The 18,717-nt window shown below is 43.4% G+C and carries 12 protein-coding genes; 4 read left to right on the top strand and 8 right to left on the bottom strand.

Annotated features, from left to right (window positions below):
• Positions 1-2 precede the first annotated feature (2 nt).
• Complete coding sequence (locus FD725_RS25055; RefSeq protein ID WP_179050652.1) at positions 3-2,126, bottom strand: amylo-alpha-1,6-glucosidase; 2,124 nt, start codon at positions 2,124-2,126, stop codon at positions 3-5.
• Between the two features lie 243 nt (positions 2,127-2,369).
• Here FD725_RS25055 and FD725_RS25050 point away from each other — a divergent pair, with 243 nt between their 5' ends.
• Positions 2,370-2,981 carry a peroxiredoxin gene (locus FD725_RS25050; RefSeq protein WP_179050651.1) on the top strand — a complete coding sequence of 204 codons (612 nt, stop codon included), beginning with the start codon at positions 2,370-2,372 and terminating at the stop codon, positions 2,979-2,981.
• Between the two features lie 182 nt (positions 2,982-3,163).
• On the top strand, positions 3,164-3,700 hold the full coding sequence (locus tag FD725_RS25045) for a peroxiredoxin (protein ID WP_179050650.1): 537 nt from the start codon (positions 3,164-3,166) through the stop codon (positions 3,698-3,700).
• A gap of 276 nt (positions 3,701-3,976) precedes the next feature.
• On the opposite strand, the gene FD725_RS25040 is transcribed toward FD725_RS25045, so the two are convergent.
• From FD725_RS25040 to FD725_RS25010, 7 genes are all read right to left on the bottom strand, one after another.
• Positions 3,977-4,966 carry a DnaJ C-terminal domain-containing protein gene (locus FD725_RS25040; RefSeq protein ID WP_179050649.1) on the bottom strand — a complete coding sequence of 330 codons (990 nt, stop codon included), beginning with the start codon at positions 4,964-4,966 and terminating at the stop codon, positions 3,977-3,979.
• 140 nt (positions 4,967-5,106) lie between these two features.
• Entirely contained in the window at positions 5,107-5,601 is a 495-nt protein-coding gene (locus tag FD725_RS25035; RefSeq protein ID WP_179050648.1) for an AAA family ATPase, read from the bottom strand.
• A gap of 92 nt (positions 5,602-5,693) precedes the next feature.
• Positions 5,694-6,983: a glucose-1-phosphate adenylyltransferase gene (locus FD725_RS25030; RefSeq protein ID WP_179050647.1), complete on the bottom strand. Its 1,290-nt coding sequence runs from the start codon at positions 6,981-6,983 to the stop codon at positions 5,694-5,696.
• A gap of 196 nt (positions 6,984-7,179) precedes the next feature.
• Entirely contained in the window at positions 7,180-7,614 is a 435-nt protein-coding gene (locus FD725_RS25025; protein ID WP_372726692.1) for a type II toxin-antitoxin system VapC family toxin, read from the bottom strand.
• Between the two features lie 27 nt (positions 7,615-7,641).
• A complete protein-coding gene (locus FD725_RS25020; protein WP_179050645.1) occupies positions 7,642-7,917 on the bottom strand; it encodes a hypothetical protein in 276 nt (91 codons plus the stop codon).
• A 110-nt stretch (positions 7,918-8,027) separates the two neighbouring features.
• Complete coding sequence (locus tag FD725_RS25015) at positions 8,028-9,368, bottom strand: TldD/PmbA family protein (RefSeq protein ID WP_179050644.1); 1,341 nt, start codon at positions 9,366-9,368, stop codon at positions 8,028-8,030.
• Positions 9,369-9,603: 235 nt separating this feature from the next.
• The gene (locus FD725_RS25010; protein WP_179050643.1) at positions 9,604-11,076 is read right to left on the bottom strand and encodes a TldD/PmbA family protein; all 1,473 of its coding nucleotides are present in this window, start codon (positions 11,074-11,076) and stop codon (positions 9,604-9,606) included.
• Positions 11,077-11,921: 845 nt separating this feature from the next.
• Here FD725_RS25010 and FD725_RS32190 point away from each other — a divergent pair.
• Both FD725_RS32190 and FD725_RS25005 read left to right on the top strand, forming a co-directional pair.
• Positions 11,922-13,844 carry an amino acid adenylation domain-containing protein gene (locus FD725_RS32190; RefSeq protein ID WP_218653140.1) on the top strand — a complete coding sequence of 641 codons (1,923 nt, stop codon included), beginning with the start codon at positions 11,922-11,924 and terminating at the stop codon, positions 13,842-13,844.
• Between the two features lie 3 nt (positions 13,845-13,847).
• Positions 13,848-18,716 (top strand): type I polyketide synthase, encoded by a 4,869-nt coding sequence (locus tag FD725_RS25005; protein WP_218653139.1) that lies wholly within the window; start codon positions 13,848-13,850, stop codon positions 18,714-18,716.
• The last annotated feature ends 1 nt before the right edge of the window (position 18,717 follow it).

Genomic DNA, 18,717 nt, shown 5'->3' with positions numbered 1-18,717 from the left:
AATCAATAATCTATAGGTAAGTGGCGGATTACTTCTGCAACTGACCAAGCCTGAGCGACTGCACCTCTGGCTCTATGAGGTGGATCACCATCAAAAATTTCGGAAATAGAATCGAGACAAGCATCATTGAGGAAGTGATCTAATAAAGGTTGCCAATCAAAAGGTAATGGCTGTTGTGGATAAAAACGTTGCCAAGCTCGAATAAAAGGCCCAATCAGCCAAGTCCAAACAGTACCTTGATGGTAAGCGCGATCGCGTTTCTCGGCGTTACCTTCGTATCTACCAACATACTCTGGATCGGCTGGGTCGAGACTCCGTAAACCATAGGGAGTGAGCAGGCGATAAGTTGCTAAATCTAGTACTTCACGCCCCTGTTGTGGAGAAAACCCACAATGATAAAGTGAAAGGGCAATGATTGCATTGGGACGGATTTGTGCATTCCGGCGATCGTCCAAATCAATAGTGTCGTACAGATAGCCCAACTGTTGATTCCAAAATTTTTGTAGAGAAACTTTCACCTGTTGAGCTTGTTGAGTATATCGCCGTCCCTGTTTGCTCAAACGTGCTGAATCACCCAAATCAAGACGGCTTAAGTTTTCTGCCCATTGACTCATCCAACATAAAGCCGAATACCAGAGTGCGTTGATTTCTACTGCTTTACCTGGACGAGGAGTCACAGGTTCGTCTCCAACTACTGCATCCATCCAAGAAAGAGCCACACCACGAGCATCCCAACCCACCAGTCCATCGGTAGCATCAACTTGGATGTTATAGCGTGTGCCACCAAAAAATGATTTATGAATTTGCTGTACTATGGGGAACTGTGTTGCTAAAAATTCCCAATCTTGAGTGGCTTCTATATAAAGTCCTAAAGTTTCAATCCACCAGAGCGCTGCATCGACACTATTGTAGGATGGATCGGTTTCAATATCAGGAAAAGCATTGGGTATGAGACCATGCCGACAATAAAGTCCAAAAGTTTGCAATAGCTTTTTAGCTAAATCAAAGCGTCGCGGTACTAATGTCAAACCAGGTAGGGCAATTAAGGTATCACGCCCCCAGTCATTGAACCAATGATAACCAGCAATGACTGTCGGGCCAGCAATTGAGGCACGATGGACAATGAATTGATCACTAGCTTTTAATAGTCGTTGCCAAATTGGGGATGGGGGATGAGGGGAGGGGGAGATGGGGGGATGGGGAAATGGGGGGAAAGAGTAATCAAGAATTTTCTCCTTGTCCCCTTGTCCCTCTACCTCCCCTTCCCAGCCAAAAATCTGCACTAGTCTCTCTTGTTCTGCTTCTACGGCTTCGGTGAAGGTATCCGCAGTAAGGGTATTTGGTAGCCTTTCAGGAAAACCCATGCAGGCTTCGAGAGTAACTGTATCTCCTGGCTGGAGGGTAACTGTTAAATAACCGGGGCTATGTAAATCTTCGCGATCGCCTAATACTCGTTGTGTCTCTTCTGGTAACCCATAATCCCAGTACCAAACTGCATTTGTTTGATATTCTCCCTGCGACCAGCGCAATTGCCAAGGTGTGCCAAAGTGACCGCCGATAATTGCTTGTAAGGCTACTTGTTGCTGTCCTAATAATTGGGAAAATTGTAAATTGCCACTGCTAGTTTGTTGATGGTGAAAATCTCGATCTGCTATCAGCAATCGCAGGACTAAAACGGCAGATTCTCGACCTTCATAACGATATTGAATTAATATACGATGGTTCACAGGAGACTGGGAAAGATGATTTTTTTCGCCACTCTCTACTGCTAATTCCCTATTCTCTGGCAAACCATAGGGCATGACTAGTTGTCTACTTAGTTGCCAGTCATCCGCACCCCAAATCCATTTGGGAACAGGGTGAATATCAAAGGAGCGTAGGAGTTTATAACCTGCTGGCTCAATTTTCCCTGTACCCCAAATATTGCTTCCCAGTGCTATATCTTTTCCTGATACTTCCAAACTAGCTTCTAGGTGCGAAAGCAGTAGAGTACGTCCGGCAGGTGGATTCGTCGCTGCAAATAACCAACCATGATAAGTTCGTGTACGGATATCCGAAATAGTACCACTGGCAAAACTGCCTAAACCATTGGTGAGCAACCATTCTCTTGTATCTAAATCAGCCATTTATTACTCAAAATCGTTATGACTATGATATAGTCGTAACAGATCGTAATCAAACTGTGAAATAACCCTGTTCGGCAAAGCCGTTCCCCAAGGGTAGGAAAGATGATCCCGACCTAGAGGACTGTGTTCTCCGAAAGGTTCTCATAGAGTACCTGATAGGGTGACAGCGTGGATGGGTAAGTTTTCCCTGACTCAAATTACAACGCTAGTAAACCAAACATAAGTCAAAGGAGAATTAAGTAAATGTCCATCACTTATGGAATAGAAGGAAGCCTCCGCGTTGGTCAACAGGCTCCCGATTTTGCAGCAACTGCTGTTGTTGATCAGGAATTCAAGACAATCAAACTTTCCGACTATCGTGGCAAGTATGTTGTCTTGTTCTTCTACCCCTTAGACTTTACCTTTGTTTGTCCCACTGAGATCACAGCATTTAGCGATCGCTACGAAGAATTCAAAAAAATTAACACCGAAGTCCTTGGTGTCTCCGTTGATAGCGAATTCTCTCACCTAGCTTGGATTCAAACTGATCGCAAGTCTGGTGGTGTAGGAGACTTAAATTATCCCCTAGTTTCCGACATTAAGAAAGAGATCAGTGCCGCTTACAACGTCCTAGACCCAGCCGCCGGAATCGCTCTACGTGGTCTGTTCATCATCGATAAAGATGGTGTCATTCAACACGCTACCATTAATAACTTAGCATTCGGTCGGAGTGTTGACGAAACATTGCGGACACTCCAAGCCATCCAATACGTTCAATCTCACCCAGATGAAGTTTGTCCTGCTGGTTGGCAACCCGGTGACAAGACCATGACTCCTGACCCTGTGAAGTCTAAAGTTTACTTCTCTGCTGTTTAGAAGAGAGAGTGCTGAGTGCTGAGTATTGAGTGCTGAGTGTACAGATCCCTTACTTCTTCGAGAAGTCGGGGATCTTGTTTATCACAAATGATTTAAGCTTGCTATATTAAAATTTAGTGTTACTTTCTGTTTAAGTTTGTGGCTTTTTAGTTTATTTGTTAATTTCAAAGTTTGAATTGTTTATGCTAACTTCAACAGATTTCACTGGTTTATTTAATGAGCGATTCTTTCGCAATTTTTTACCTGTTCCTGCTAGCAATGAGTTAAGACTTGATGTAGGAACACCAGACTTTCAATTACCCGACATTACCAATGGCGCGTTAGTTAAACTGTCAAACTATCGGGGCAAGCAACCTGTATTGCTGGCATTTACAAGAATATTTACGGAAAAGCAATACTGTCCCTTTTGTTTCCCCCATATTAAAGCTTTAAATGAAAATTACGAGCAATTTACCAATCGCGGTATAGAAATTTTACTAGTTACTAGTACCGATGAAAAACAAAGTCAAATAGTGGTCAGAGATTTAGGTTTAAAGATGCCATTACTCAGCGATCCTAGTTGTAGAGTATTCCGAACTTATCAAGTAGGGCAAGCTTTAGGAGCGCCTTTACCGGCTCAGTTTGTATTAGATAAAGATGGCAGACTGCGTTATAAGCATTTATTTTCCTTCTTGGATCACAATGCTAGTATTGAAAAATTATTGGCAGAATTTAGTTAATTAATCAGGTTTGAATTTAGAGGGTGTTGGAAAAGTTTCAGTAGGTATAAAAATGTCATTCTGACTGGAGCGGAGCGTCAGGAAGAATCTAGGTTTTGTGGCACATACCGAGATGTTTCATTCCGCTACGCTGCATTCAACATGACAAAGAAACAGACTTTTCAAACGTCCTCTTAGTTCAGTAGAGTGCGTCAGTAGGAATAATTTCTTGGTGCAGCTAGGTTTTCTCGCACTGACGCACCCTACATTTTGGATATTTTTTTATCTGGAAGTCCCTTACAGCTTGACTTGCTGTAAATGACTGCGGGGATTGTAGCTACGAATAGCGCGAATTTTTTCATAGTATTCTCGTTCTTGTTGGCTCATGTCTTTGGGTGGGACAATTGCCACCTTCACCAACTGATCACCTCTTCCACCTTTGGCTATCGGCCAACCCTTACCCCGTAAACGGAGAGATTGACCAGAACGCACCCCCGCAGGTAATTTAACGTTAACAGAACCGTCGGGTGTGGGTACATCAATTGAGGCTCCTAAAGCAGCTTCATCTGGAGTTATCGGTACTTCACAGACTAAATTATCACCTTCGATTTGGAAAAACGAGTGGGGCTGAAATTCTACCCTTAAATACAAATCTCCGCGCTGTTGAGTCATAGGATTGATTTGACCTTTCCCCCGCACCCGTAGACGAGTTCCAGGTTTTGCCCCAGCCGGGATGCGGACATCAATAGTTTCGTTACCTAAACTAAAACGCTTCTGCACACCAGTGAAAGCTTCGGCAAAAGTCAAATTAATCACAGCTTCCGCGTCTTGGCTACCGCCTGCTGTACCCATATCTTGAAAGCCAAAGTCACCAAAACCACCACTAGGTCTACCACCAGGAGTTTGATAAGAGTAAGTTTGTCGTCCACCACGAGGCGCAGCACCACCAAAGCGTCCTAGTAGTTCATTAATAAACTCATCAAAAGTGCCGTATTGGCTGAAGTCAAAGCCGCCCATATCGACACCAGCACCACCGGGAAAGCCTTCACCAGCCTGTTTCCAATATTGACCGAATTGGTCATATTTCTTACGTTTATCTGTATCTGACAAAACTTCGTAAGCTTCGTTGATTTCTTTGAAGCGTGCTTCTGCCTGTTTATTACCAGGATTGACATCAGGGTGATATTTGCGGGCTAGTTTACGAAAGGCTTGTTTAATTTCCTCTGGAGAGGCAGTTTTACTCACTCCCAAAATCGAGTAATAGTCTTTAAAATCGGTTGCAGCCATCTACCAGCCTCCTGTAGAAATATTTTTAAGTTTTTTTGTAAGATATGAGATTTTGAATTTGCCGGGTATAATGCCAAGCAATAATTATTCTGATTTTAAATTAACAAATAATAAAGAAAATCAAGTGTGGTTCCTGCTCATCACATCAGGGCAATTTCCGTACCGTACTTTGGGGTAAGTCCTACGTCAATGAGATTGTCTAATCCATCTTCTAGGCTGGGGGGTGCGTCTCGGAGTTGGCGGTGCATTCGTAAGATGACTTCTTCCGGAACTTGGCGGAGGCGTTTTTTATTGCGTGCGAGACACAACCAAACTGGTGTTCTTACCCAAATTCCTGTGATGTAGGTAAAGCCAGAATTACGAGCTAAGGTGAGCATTTCCCGGCGCTGGCTGCGTTGGGCATTGGTAGCGTCAAGAACTGCTATTTTCTCTGTGAGAACAGCTTGCTGAAATCGGCGCTCTATTTCTTGCCAAATCAGTAGCCATGCCCCTTGAGTGGCTTCTGAGCCAAACAGTTGCCCCCTGATGGCATCTGTAGAAATCAGCTCCATCTGGGGGCATTCTGTGACTAATTGTTTTGCCAAAGTTGACTTACCACTACCAGGAAGACCAATTAGCAAAAATAGTTGAGTCATTGGTTAAAAGTCAATGGTCAACTGTCAATGGTCAACTGTCAAAAGTCAAAAGTCAACTGTCAAAATCTTAATTAATGACTAATGACTAATGACTAAATGATTGTCCCATCGGGAATTACTGCATTTTTGAGGACGACGACAATACCACTACGGATGTAAAAGCCTTGACTTTCGCGGTCAGCTTCCTGCACGTTGTCTTTATTGATAATTTTGACATCGTGACCGATGCGGGCATTTTTATCGATGATGGCGCGACGAATGATAGTATCAGGGCCGATGCCAACAGGGATATCGCCTTTATCAATGTTGCACTGACGTTCCACGTAAGGTTGATAAAAGTCAGCACCCATAAGTAGGGATTCTTCGATGATAGCGCCAGATTCAATCCGCGATCGCACACCTAAAACTGAATGTTGAATGCGGCAGTTTTTCAGAATACAACCTTCGCCAACAATTGATTCTGTGACTTGACATTCTAACAGTTTTGTGGGTGGTAGATAACGAGGACGGGTGTAAATTGGGGCTTCTTCATCGTAGAAGCTAAAGGGCGGTAAGGGCTGCTGGGTTAGGGCTAGATTGGCATGATAAAATGCTTCAATTGTCCCGATGTCTTCCCAGTAGTCATCGAATAGATAAGCTTGAACATTGTGATCTTTGGCAGCATCAGGAATAATTTCTTTGCCAAAATCAGTGCGTTCTAAAGCTTCTTTCAGCAGTTTGATCAAAACATCTTTTTTAAATATGTAAATCCCCATTGAGGCAATGTAAGGTTGTAATACCGCTTGTTCTGGAGTTAATCCCAAAACTGTGGTATCAACTTTCATTTGCTCTAAAGCTGCGCCTTTGGGTTTTTCGCTAAAATCAATCACTCGCCCTGACTGATCAATTTTCATTAAACCAAAATCTGAGGCGCGGCGATCGTCGATGGGAATCACGGAAAGTGTGATATCCGCATTCGTGTCTCGATGGCGCTGGATGAATAAACGGTAATCCATCCGGTAGAGGTGATCCCCTGACAGGATCAAAAATTCATCTACGTCCCAATCTTGCAGCATCCACAGGTATTGACGCACAGCATCGGCTGTACCTTGGAACCAGTTAGGGTTTTCTGGTGTTTGCTGTGCGGCTAGCACTTCCACAAACCCTTCACTAAAACCACTAAAGCTGTAGGTACGAGCAATGTGACGATTGAGGGACGCTGAGTTAAATTGTGTGAGGACGTAGATTTTAAAAATTTCTGAATTGATGCAGTTACTGACAGGGATATCTATAAGGCGGTACTTCCCTGCCACGGGTACTGCCGGTTTAGCACGGAGTTTGGTGAGAGGGTAAAGGCGAGTACCCGCACCACCACCAAGAATAATTGCTAATACTTTTTTCACAAGATTTCTCCCAACTGCCTTTCAACTCCCACCTTCAGTTTAGGACTGTCTGTAGCAGCTGGTAAGGGGGGATCAAAGATTATCTTGCAGGAATTTTCCAAAACCTTGCTGGTAGAGTATTTGGCTAGCAATAATTTAGAGAGCGATCGCTAGTATACTGATTGGCGATCGTCATTTAAGATATCAGTTTTGCTAATTAAGTATTTTCGTTAAGTACTGTCTCTGGTGCAATTGCCAGAATGCCTTCACTTTTGTATCTGGTGAAGTCTTCCATGTTGAACGTGAGAATGTGCGATATCTTATGTACCTTCATCGCTGCAACTAAACGAGCATCATGAACTTGAACTCCTGAAACACCAAATTTAACGACCAACCTGCGCCATTCCTGATAAACGTCAGAACTATCAAGCAAAACTGGAAACAGGCGTTCAATCAAACGCAATAGTTTTTCGGTTTTATCAGGGGTTAAACCAAAGCCATTTCTCGATATAGGACGTGTAGCCACATTCCAAAACTCAACGCAATTTTGAGAGGTGACTTGTAACTGCTGGCTGTTGTTACGTAATTTTCGGATAGCATCTCTAATTTCAGTATGAAGAGGATGAGAGCGTTCCACGAATCGTAATAGCACATTTGGATCAACTAAATAGATCACTTGTTAGGGATGCTCCTCATAAATCCCGGCACGACTAACAGCATAATCTGATAATACAGGTGTGTTACTGCCAATATATGTTTGCAATTCATCAGCTAACTCATCAGCGATTACTTCAAACTCTTCATCTTCCCGAAATCGAACACTATCTTCGGTTAAGTGTGGATCTAAATTTCCTTGATGCCAAGTTAGAAATTCCACAAAATTTAGTACTTCTAAAATCTTGTCTTTAGGCAAATGATGAAGTTTTTCCACAATTTTTTCAATTATAACTTCCATATTTCCCCCTATTTGAGATATTACTTGATTCTGAGTGCTGAGTTATGAGTAGAGATTCTCATCACTTTCAACTTTTCACTTTTCATACACCACTCAGCACTCAGCACTCACTACTCCCCAGTAATTGATAATCCTTCTACCCAAATTCTCGGTGCAACACCACCTGGGGTTAGTTCCACTTCTGGTTCTACGTGGATAATTGACTTTAAGAGTTCTAAGAAATCGCCAGCAACGGTTGCTGATTCGATGCTGGTCTTTTCACCTTTATTGATTAGCCAACCATCAAACGGGAGAGAAAATGAGCCTTGTAAAGATTTCACTCCAGCGTGGAGAGCGTGTAAATCATCAATTAAGATGACATTTTCTACCGTTGCTAAACTTAAATCTTGCCCAGAGTTGCTAGCGGCAAATACATGATAAAAGTTGGGACTAACGCTGACTTTTGCCCCAATATTGGCATTACCTGTCGGGTGAGCATTCAACCTTTTGGCAGTTCCCGCACTATGGAGAAAGCCTGTTAGAATGCCATTTTCGATTAATGGAACTTGCCGAGTAGGTGTACCCTCACCATCAAAACTTTCTGCGCCGATGTTAGCTGGGTGGAGAGCGTCATCATAAACTGAAAGTAGAGGTGAAGCAAGTTGTTTGCCTAAATCATCAGGTGTGGATAAACTTTGTTTATCAAGAATACTTTGAGCATTGAATAAATTAGAAAATGCTCCTAAAAGACTTAAGAAAGCTTCAGGTGAGAAAACAACTTGATACTTACCAGTTTTAATTTTTTCGTAGTTGAGATGACTGATAGTTTTTGCGGCAGTTTCTTGAATACATCCGTTGATGTCTAGATTTTCTAAACTTCGGTTAATTCTGTAAGCACCTGCACTGCGAGGTTTTTTGCCTTCTTCTTCAGTTTTGCTGTAAAGGTAGACTGAGGACAAAGAAACAGAATCAGTTCTCAAAGCGCCTTGACTGTTGAGATAGAATCTATCGATGTCTCGTTGCGACAAGCCATTATAGGGTACACCTTTGATGGCTGGATGAGCTGCTAGCAGTTCTTTTTCTGCCAGGAGTAGTTTGTCTATGAGTTCAGCTACAGGTGCTTGGGGTGCTGTTTCGTTTAGTGGATGAGCGATCGCTACAGTTGCTTCTGGGCTAAAATCAGGTACATTCTCTTTTACACCAAAAAAACTCGCTTCGTAAGCAGTCTTCAGTGCTAGTTCTAAGCCTTTGGGATCTACATCTGTGGTACTAGTCACGCCAATGGTGTTATCTTCATTCCACACCCGCACTGTGACACCAGAACGATTCGAGGCTTTGACTTGTTTCGGCTCACCTTGGTCAACTTGCACACTGGTTTCATCTACCGTTGAACCATAGATGTCAAATTTTTTGATGCCAAGTTTCTCGGCGTTATCCTTGGCGTAATTGGCAATCTCATTAATATTCGGCATGACAATTTTAGATTTTAGATTTGGATGGAGTAGATTTAATTTTGGATTTTGGATGCTACAACTTATTACGGCTTTTTATTAAGTTCGTAGTTTTTTAAACGCAGAGGGACGCTGAGGTTAACGCAGAGGGACGCTGAGTATTTTCAACGTCAACTCGCTCAGAATTAGGGCAATGATGATTTAGGAAGTTGTAAAATTTTCCCCCCTGCTTCCCCTGCACCCCCTGCTTGCCTCTTTAACGTCCCCCGACGGTAATGGAATCAACTTTGATGTGGGGTTGGCCTACGGTGGTGTAGATGCTACCACTGACAGAACCACAGAAACCAGGTGCAAGTTCCAAATCTTGGGAACACATGGAAATTTTGTTCATGATTTCCTTGGCTTCGCCGATGAGGGTAGCACCTTTTAATGGCTTGGTAATTTTGCCATGTTCAATTAAATAGGCTTCATCCACACTAAAGTTAAATTGACCAGTCGCGCCTACACTACCGCCACCCATTTTTTTACAGTAGATACCTTTATCTACAGAGGCGAATAAATCGTCAATCTTATAGTCACCGGAGTCGATGTAAGTATTACGCATCCGGCTAGCCGCAGCGAAGGTATAATTCTGACGACGACCACTACCCGTTCTGGGGTGTCCAGTGCGTACAGAACCTGTTCTATCTGCTAAGAAATTTTTCAACACACCTTTTTCAATTAATAAGGTTCTTTGAGCTGGCATACCCTCATCATCCATGTCAATGGTTCCGAAGGCATTATCAGCACGTCCTTCATCCCAGGCTGTTAAACTCTCGTGCGCGATTTTTTCGCCTTTTTTGTCAGCAAAGGGAGTCGTGTTACGTTCGATTTGTGTGGTTTCTAGCAAGTGTCCACAGGCTTCGTGGAAAATTACACCACCAAAGTGATTTGCCATGATGATGGGGTAAGTCCCTGATTCTACGTAGTCTGCATAGAGCATTTTGCCCGCAGATTCGGCAATATTTTCGGCAGCTTGTTGATAATCCCAAGTTCTCAGGAAGTTAGCATCACTGGTATTACCACCACGTTCACCAATGGAAGCACGATTAGCCCCATCAGCACACAGCAAGTTAAATCCGACTGATTGCGTTAGGCGAATATCACGGGCGAAAGTGCCATCACTAGCAGCGACTAAGACTTCTTGCCAATCGCGGAAATAGCTAGCCCGACGGGATTGCACATGATGAGCTTTTTGTTTGAGGTAGGCAGTGCCATCAAGGAGAATCTCTCCCATTTCGCGGATAGAACTACACAGAGGTAACCATCCATCTTTACCACGTTTGGTAGCATAATCTCTGAGCAGTTCCAAGTTAATTTCTGGGATAAAAGCGCGAGGTGCTGGTAATTGTAAGCCCAGAATCGATAGACCTTTTTCTAAAGCAGCTTGCAAACCAGAGAAGGATAAATCATTGGTGCTGACATAGCAGTCGGCTTTGCCACGAAATACTCTGACTCCTGCACCTGTGGCTAAACTTGGGGAAATACTGGTGATGGTATCGTCTTCTGCCAGGCTACTAATGTAGTTACGTCGCTCTAGAAAAAATTCAATAAAATCAGCACCAGCCGCACGTCCTAAACCCAGGAGAGTCGCCAAGGGGGCTTCCCAAGTTTCATCGAATCGCTCTGATGTGGATGAGTATTGTAAATTAGGGAGTTGATTTGAAAGAAGTAAGGTATTTGTAAGCATGAAGAGCCTCGTCTGCTGGCGTTATCAGAGATTTGACTGAATTTGACGGAAAAATCCTGGTGTCATCAGTCTAACAAATCAGTGAAAGACGCAGCCGACTCTCACCTCTAACCTAAGCTTTAGCTTTTCTTCCTTGACACTTGGGAAATTACTTAATTTATTGCTGACTCTAGATTGTGTAGTAATGACTAAACTACTGGTAAAGGTAATGTAAAGTTGAAAAAAGTTTGTTCAAAAATAAAATGTGTTGTTGTAGACTCTTATTTAAATGAATTACATAAGTGTTTAAGAGTGTCTGTGTAACTATGAGCATGGAGTCAAGCGATTTAAAGAATGTGGGTTATTGCCAGTTGATGAAGTCTATAAGTTAAGTTAGTTTACGTCAGATATACCTGAAGAGACAAAACCAAAAAAATCCTTAAGTTAAGCATTGTTGTTTGTGTGTTTTCCTTCCCTTGATGAATGATAGCGGTGTTCAGGTAATAACTTTGCGTTTACCGGACGATTTAAATGAATATAATTTTTGGCAATCTATCTAGCAGATTTATCTGTCATTACTTTTCTATTCTTAAAGATTTATTTGTCCATATTTAATCAACTTAGATAACTTGGACTAGCTTAATAGGAATTTCAGGGAGTTTAGCAGAGTTTTACTGAAAAACACTACTTCATGTTCATCACCCTTATATTTGGTAGTAGTTATGGAGTTACCAATTTCAATGATGATGTTTGTCATCTTTAGCTAAAAGAAAACTTAAGTAATTTTATAGAGTCTTTCTCTTCCATCTCCCTTAAATCCTTGTTTAGCCATTTTTTGTCAGCAATATCTATTGGTGCAGTGGCCAATGCAAGAATCTGTAGTTTTTAATTTTGATCATAATCAGAGCAACCATCCTCTAAATCATTGCATTCATCAATTATTTGAGGAACAGGTAGAACGTAACCCTGATGCAGTTGCTGTTGTATTTCAGGAACAACAACTGACTTACCGACAGTTAAATCACCAAGCCAACCAACTGGCAAAATACCTGCAAACTCTGGGAGTCAGCGCAGAAGTGCTAGTGGGGATCTGCATGGAGCGATCGCTAGAAATGGTGATAGGATTATTAGCTATCCTCAAAGCAGGCGGCGCTTACGTCCCATTAGATATAGGGTATCCCCAAGAACGTTTAGCGTTCATGCTGGCAGATACGCAAGTAACAGTATTACTAACTCAAAAAGCATTAGTTGACAGATTACCTCAACACAATGCCACGACTGTTTGTGTAGATGAAGATTGGGATCAGATTAATCAACAGCCACACCATAATCTAACTACCAGTATTAAACCGGAAAATTTAGCTTATGTGATGTACACTTCGGGTTCCACCGGACAACCAAAGGGGGTGTGTGTCGTTCATCGTGGTGTTGTGCGTTTAGTGAAAGAAACTAACTACGCTAGTTTCACAGCATCAGAAGTATTTCTGCAACTAGCGCCTATTTCCTTTGATGCGACAACCTTTGAGATTTGGGGTTCTCTGCTCAACGGTGGATTACTGGTGATATTTCCTACTAATACTCCATCTTTAGATGAATTAGCACAAGTTATTCACCAATATCAAGTGACAACACTTTGGTTAACGGCTGGGTTATTTCATTTAATCGTCGATGAAAAAATCGAGGCTTTAAAACCCCTGCGTCAATTGTTAGCTGGGGGCGATGTCTTATCTGTGCCTCATGTGCAGAAGTTCCTCCAGACAGTAGAGAATTGTCGCTTGATTAATGGTTATGGCCCGACAGAAAATACGACTTTTACCTGCTGTTATGAGATTACATTGCCACTAAAACCAGACCTTTCCATTCCCATTGGTCAGGCGATCGCTCATACTCAAGTTTATATATTAGATGACAACCTCCAACCAGTAGCACCGGGTATGGTGGGAGAATTATACGTTGGTGGAGATGGGTTGGCGCGTGGTTATCTCAACCGTCCCGAATTGACAGTCGAAAAATTTATTCCCTACCCTTGGAAAAATTCTGCATCAGCGTCAGAACGTCTTTATAAAACAGGAGACTTGGTTCGTTCTCTCCCAGATGGCAATATCGAATTTCTAGGTAGGATTGACAATCAAGTGAAAATTCGGGGTTTTCGCATTGAATTAGGGGAAATTGAACGGGTAATTGGTCAATATCCTGAGATTCGGGAGAATATCGTGATTGCTCGTCCTCATGTGACAGGTGAAAAGCAGTTGGTAGCTTATATAGTCACTCATCAAGGTAGTACATATAAGCAGAATCAATTATCAGCTTTTCTGCAACAGCGATTACCTGAATATATGTTACCATCGGCGTTTGTCGTTTTGGCATCGTTACCTTTGACTGCCAACGGTAAAGTTGATAGACAGAAATTACCTGCACCAGGTAGAGAACGTCCCCAATTAGAACAAGTCTATATTGCTCCTCAAAATGATTTAGAGCGTCTGTTGGTAAATATCTATGCCGACTTGTTGCAAATTGATCAAGTTGGTGTGGATGACAACTTCTTTGATTTGGGGGGAACCTCAATTTTAATTATGCAACTAGCGCTACGGGTAAAACAAGAACTGGGCATGGAGTTATCTGTAGTCAAGCTATTTCAGTATCCCACGATCGCTGGATTAGCTCAGTATTTAAATGCCCAACTAAATGCCCAACAAAACACGCAACAATCCCCAGACAAGCTACAAAGCCGCGCTCAACAGCAGAAAGCAGCCCTGGCTCGTCGCCGTCATAGTCAACGAGGTATGTAATCGATGGTGAATATGCAAGCAGTATCGGATAATCAAGATCCCATTGATGGTGTGGCTATTGTCGGCATGGTAGGCCGATTTCCGGGTGCAAAGAACGTGGATGAGTTTTGGCAAAATCTCTGTGAGGGATTAGAATCAACAACTTTTTTTGCCGATGACGAGCTAGACTCCAGCATAGACCCAAAACTCTGTCAAGACCCTAATTATGTAAAAGCTAAAGGTATGATTCCGGGAGGGGAAACCTTTGATGCGGCTTTCTTTGGTATTAATCCCAGGGAAGCAGAAGTCATGGACCCCCAGTCGCGGATTTTTTTAGAACTAGTTTATGAAGCGCTGGAAAATGCTGGTTACGAATCCGAATCATACAATGGCTTGATCGGTCTATACGCTGGCTGTGGTCAAAATACTTACTTTGCCAAGCATATCTGTGGACGCGCAGAAATTATCGATCGCGTCGGTGAATTCCAGACGATGCTAGCCAATGAAAAGGACTTTTTAACTAGTCGTGCTGCTTATAAGTTGAATTTAAAGGGGCCGGCTGTCAGTGTAAATACAGCTTGTTCTACTTCCTTAGTCGCCGTCATCCAAGCTTGTCAAGCCTTGAGTAACTACCAGTGCGACATGGCTTTAGCTGGTGGTGTGTCCATGACAACACCCCAAAACAGTGGTTACATCGCCCAAGAAGGGACAATGCTTTCTCCCGATGGTCATTGTCGTCCCTTTGATGCCAAAGCTAATGGCACAATGTTTAACAACGGTGCAGGCTTGGTAGTTTTGAAACGGATTGAAGACGCATTGCAAGATGGCGATCGCATTTATGCTGTGATTCGCGGTACGGGGATCAATAATGATGGGGCTGACAAGGTAAGTTTTACCGCACCCAGCGTCAACGGACAAGCCCAAGCCATCGCCCAAGCCCAAGCCTACGCTGACTTTCATCCTGAAACTATTTCTTATATTGAAGCCCACGGTACAGCCACACCATTAGGTGATCCCATAGAAATAGAGGCTTTAACCCAAGCATTTCGTCTGCATACAGATGCTAAACAATTTTGTGCGATCGGCTCAACTAAAGGCAATGTTGGGCATTTAGTCGCGGCTGCTGGCGTGGCAGGATTAATTAAAACTGCTCTTGCCTTGTATCATAAAAAAATTCCCCCCAGCTTAAATTTTGAGTCACCCAATCCGCAGCTTGACTTAGATAATAGCCCTTTCTACGTCAACACCAAACTAGTAGAATGGCCAGAAGCAGACACACCCCGCCGGGCGGGAGTGAGTTCTTTTGGTGTTGGTGGGACTAATGCTCATGTAGTTTTAGAAGAATCTCCACCCACGCCAGCTTGTAGCTTATCCCGTCCCCAGCAGTTGTTATTGCTCTCCACTAAAACCAGCCCGGCTTTAGAAATAGCCACAGCCAATTTACAGCAACATCTGCAAAACAATATTGCAGTTAACTTAGCTGATGTAGCTCACACCTTACAACGGGGACGGAAAGCATTTAATCATCGGCGTTTTGTCGTTTGTCAAAATCCTACAGAAGCAATTACAGCACTACAAACGTTAGATCCCCATCGGGTATTTACCAAGCACACCCAAACCCGCAACCCAGAAATTGCTTTTATGTTTCCTGGTCAAGGGTCACAATACATCAACATGGGATTTAACCTCTACAGCCGGGAAACCGTGTTTCGGGAGGTAGTAGATCAGTGTGCAGATATCCTTAAACCTTTGCTGGGTAAAGATTTAAGGGAAATAATTTATCCGATGGCAAGCGATCGCCAAACTGCATCTCTCACCCTGCAACAGACCTGTTTTACTCAACCGGCATTATTTGTGATTGAATATGCCCTGGCGCAACTATGGCAAAGTTGGGGAATTAAACCCCAAGCCATGATTGGTCATAGTATTGGTGAATTTGTTGCCGCTTGTATTGCCGGGGTATTTACCTTAGAAGATGCCTTGATGTTGGTAGCAATTCGTGGGCGGATGATGTGGGAATTACCAGCCGGAGCCATGTTATCAGTGCGGTTGCCTGCTGTGGAAGTGGAAAAACGCTTGAGTGGAGAATTGGCAATTGGGGCTATTAATAGCCCCAACTTGTGTGTAGTATCGGGGACAAAAGAGGCGATCGCTAACTTGCAAAGCGAACTAGAAAGCCAAGAAATTATCTGTCGTTATTTACACACATCTCATGCTTTTCATTCGCCCATGATGGAGGCGATCGTTGCACCCTTTGCCGAAGTAGTCAAGCAAGTCAAATTATCACCACCCCAAATTCCCTTTATTTCCAGTGTCACAGGTGACTGGATTACAGTAGAACAAGCCACTGATCCCCTGTATTATGCTCAACATTTGCGCGAGACAGTGCGTTTTGCTCAAGGTGTACAAACCCTTTGGCAACAACCAGAACGCCTCTTATTAGAAGTGGGGCCCAGGACAACGACCACAACCTTAGCACGCCAACAAGCTAAAAATATCTCAGAGCAAATAGCCGTTGCATCCCTCAGTGATAACGCTGATGACGAAACAGAATGGACAGCTTTATTACAAGCAGTAGGGCAACTGTGGTTAGCCGGAGTCACTATCGACTGGAATAGCTTCTATCAAGGAGAACGCAGACAACGCTTACCTTTGCCTACCTATCCCTTTGAACGACAACGCTTTTGGATTGATCCTCTACCCCATCCCGATAGAATCACCAAATCTTCACGTCCGCAACCGCAATTAGTACCCATTCCTACCATGTCAACCCCAAACAAACTTATTCCTCTACTACAAGCAATTATTGAAGAAACCTCTGGACTAGAAATTGCTGGTGTTAGTGAAGCAACTACATTTCTCGAAATGGGATTGGATTCTCTCTCCCTCACACAAGTAGGACTAGTACTGAAGAAAAAGTTCCAAGTCAAAGTCACACTCAGACAATTACTAGAGGTTTATCCCGATTTAGCCACCCTAGCCGACTTCATCCAACAAAACCTATCTCCTGAAGCTTTATCTGCTCTAATTCCTACGGAAACAGCAGTCCAGGAAGTTGCGACAAATAGCAGCAATGGCAAACATAGTTCCGTCCCCACCTTAATATCTAACAACGGTTCCACACCCCAGACTCCGCTCCCCACCGTTCCCGCCAGCGCCTTAGAAAGCGTGATTAATCAGCAACTGCAAATCATGGCACAACAACTGGCGCTGTTAAGTAACACCCCTCAAGCTGTACCCACAGCACCACCAGTTCCTGAAAATAACGTTGTTCCGGCCAAAACCACCACTCAACCTAGTCCCAAGCCAGAATCACAAGACACCACCGATAACGCTCCTAAAAAAGTATTTGGTGCAGGCGCTCGCATCGAAACCACCCAGACAAAAAATTTAACAGCGCAACAACGCAACTACTTAGACAAAATCATTCAAAAATATACCCAACGCACCCAAAAATCCAAAGAATATACCCAAGCAAATCGCCCACATTTGGCAGATCCCAGGAGTGTTTCTGGCTTCAACCCGACAATGAAAGAAATGGTTTACCCCATTGTCGTTTCTCGCTCATCAGGTTCTAAACTGTGGGATCTTGACGGTAATGAATACGTCGATTTAAGTAACGGTTTTGGTTTAAACTTGTTTGGTTGGTCACCTGCTTTCGTTACGGAAGCGATCGAAGCCCAGCTAAAACTAGGCATGGAAATCGGCCCGCAAACTCCCTTGGTGGGAGAAGTGGCTAAGTTGATGTGTGAATTGACCAACTTTGACCGCGCTGCCTTTTGTAACACAGGTTCCGAAGCAGTGTTAGGGGCAATGCGGTTAGCACGCACCATCACTGGACGTAACTTAATTGCCATCTTCTCTGGTGGTTATCACGGGATTTTAGATGAAGTCATCGTTCGGGGGACGAAAAAACTCCGGTCAATTCCAGCTGCACCCGGTATTCCCCAAGAAAAAGTCGAGAATATCATCGTCATCGACTACGATGCTCCCGACGCACTAGATATTCTCAAAAGTCGGGCTGATGAATTAGCCGGAATCATGGTGGAATCTGTCCAAAGCCGTCGTCCTGAATATCAGCCGCGAGAATTTCTTCAGCAGTTGCGACAATTTACAGAACAAGAGGGAATCGCCTTAATTTTTGATGAAATCGTCACAGGTTTCAGAATTCATCCCGGCGGCGCTCAAGCTCATTTTGGCATCCAAGCCGACATCGCTACCTACGGCAAAATTGTCGGTGGTGGCTTACCGATTGGGGTAATTGCTGGTAAATCTCAATATATGGATGCTTTAGATGGAGGCTTTTGGCAATATGGCGATGATTCTGTACCGGAAGTAGGTGTCACTTACTTTGCCGGCACATTTGTCCGTCATCCCCTAGCACTAGCCGCAGCCAAAGCCGTACTCCAGCACTTAAAACACAACGGCCCTAGCTTGCAGCAAGAATTAAACGCCAAAACCGATAAGTTTGTTGCAGAATTGATGGGCTATTTCCAGCAAATGCAAGCTCCATACACTGTGTATAATTTTGGCTCACTGTTCATGGTTAAGTCTGCACCAGAGTTTCCCTACGGAGACTTGCTGTTTTACTTAATGCGAGACAAGGGAGTGCATATTTGGGATCACCGTCCTTGTTTCCTAACTACAGCCCATTCCGCTACTGATTTAGCTTTGGCAATGGCAGCTTTTAAAGAAAGTATTGCCGAAATGCAAGCAGCTGGTTTCTTTGCTGCACCAAGGCAAAATCCAGAACAAGCAAAACCTGACAACTTTCGCAACCGTCCTCCCCAACCCGGAGCTAAATTAGGGCGAGATCCTGAAGGTAATCCGGCGTGGTATATTCCTGATCCCCAAAGACCAGGTAAATATTTACAAGTGGCTAGTGTTGCTTAAA

Origin of the sequence: Nostoc sp. TCL26-01 (assembly GCF_013393945.1) — a bacterium.
Taxonomy (GTDB): Bacteria; Cyanobacteriota; Cyanobacteriia; order Cyanobacteriales; family Nostocaceae; genus Trichormus.
Note: the sequence above shows the minus strand (reverse complement) of the source record. Positions and strands in the feature narration are given on the sequence as shown.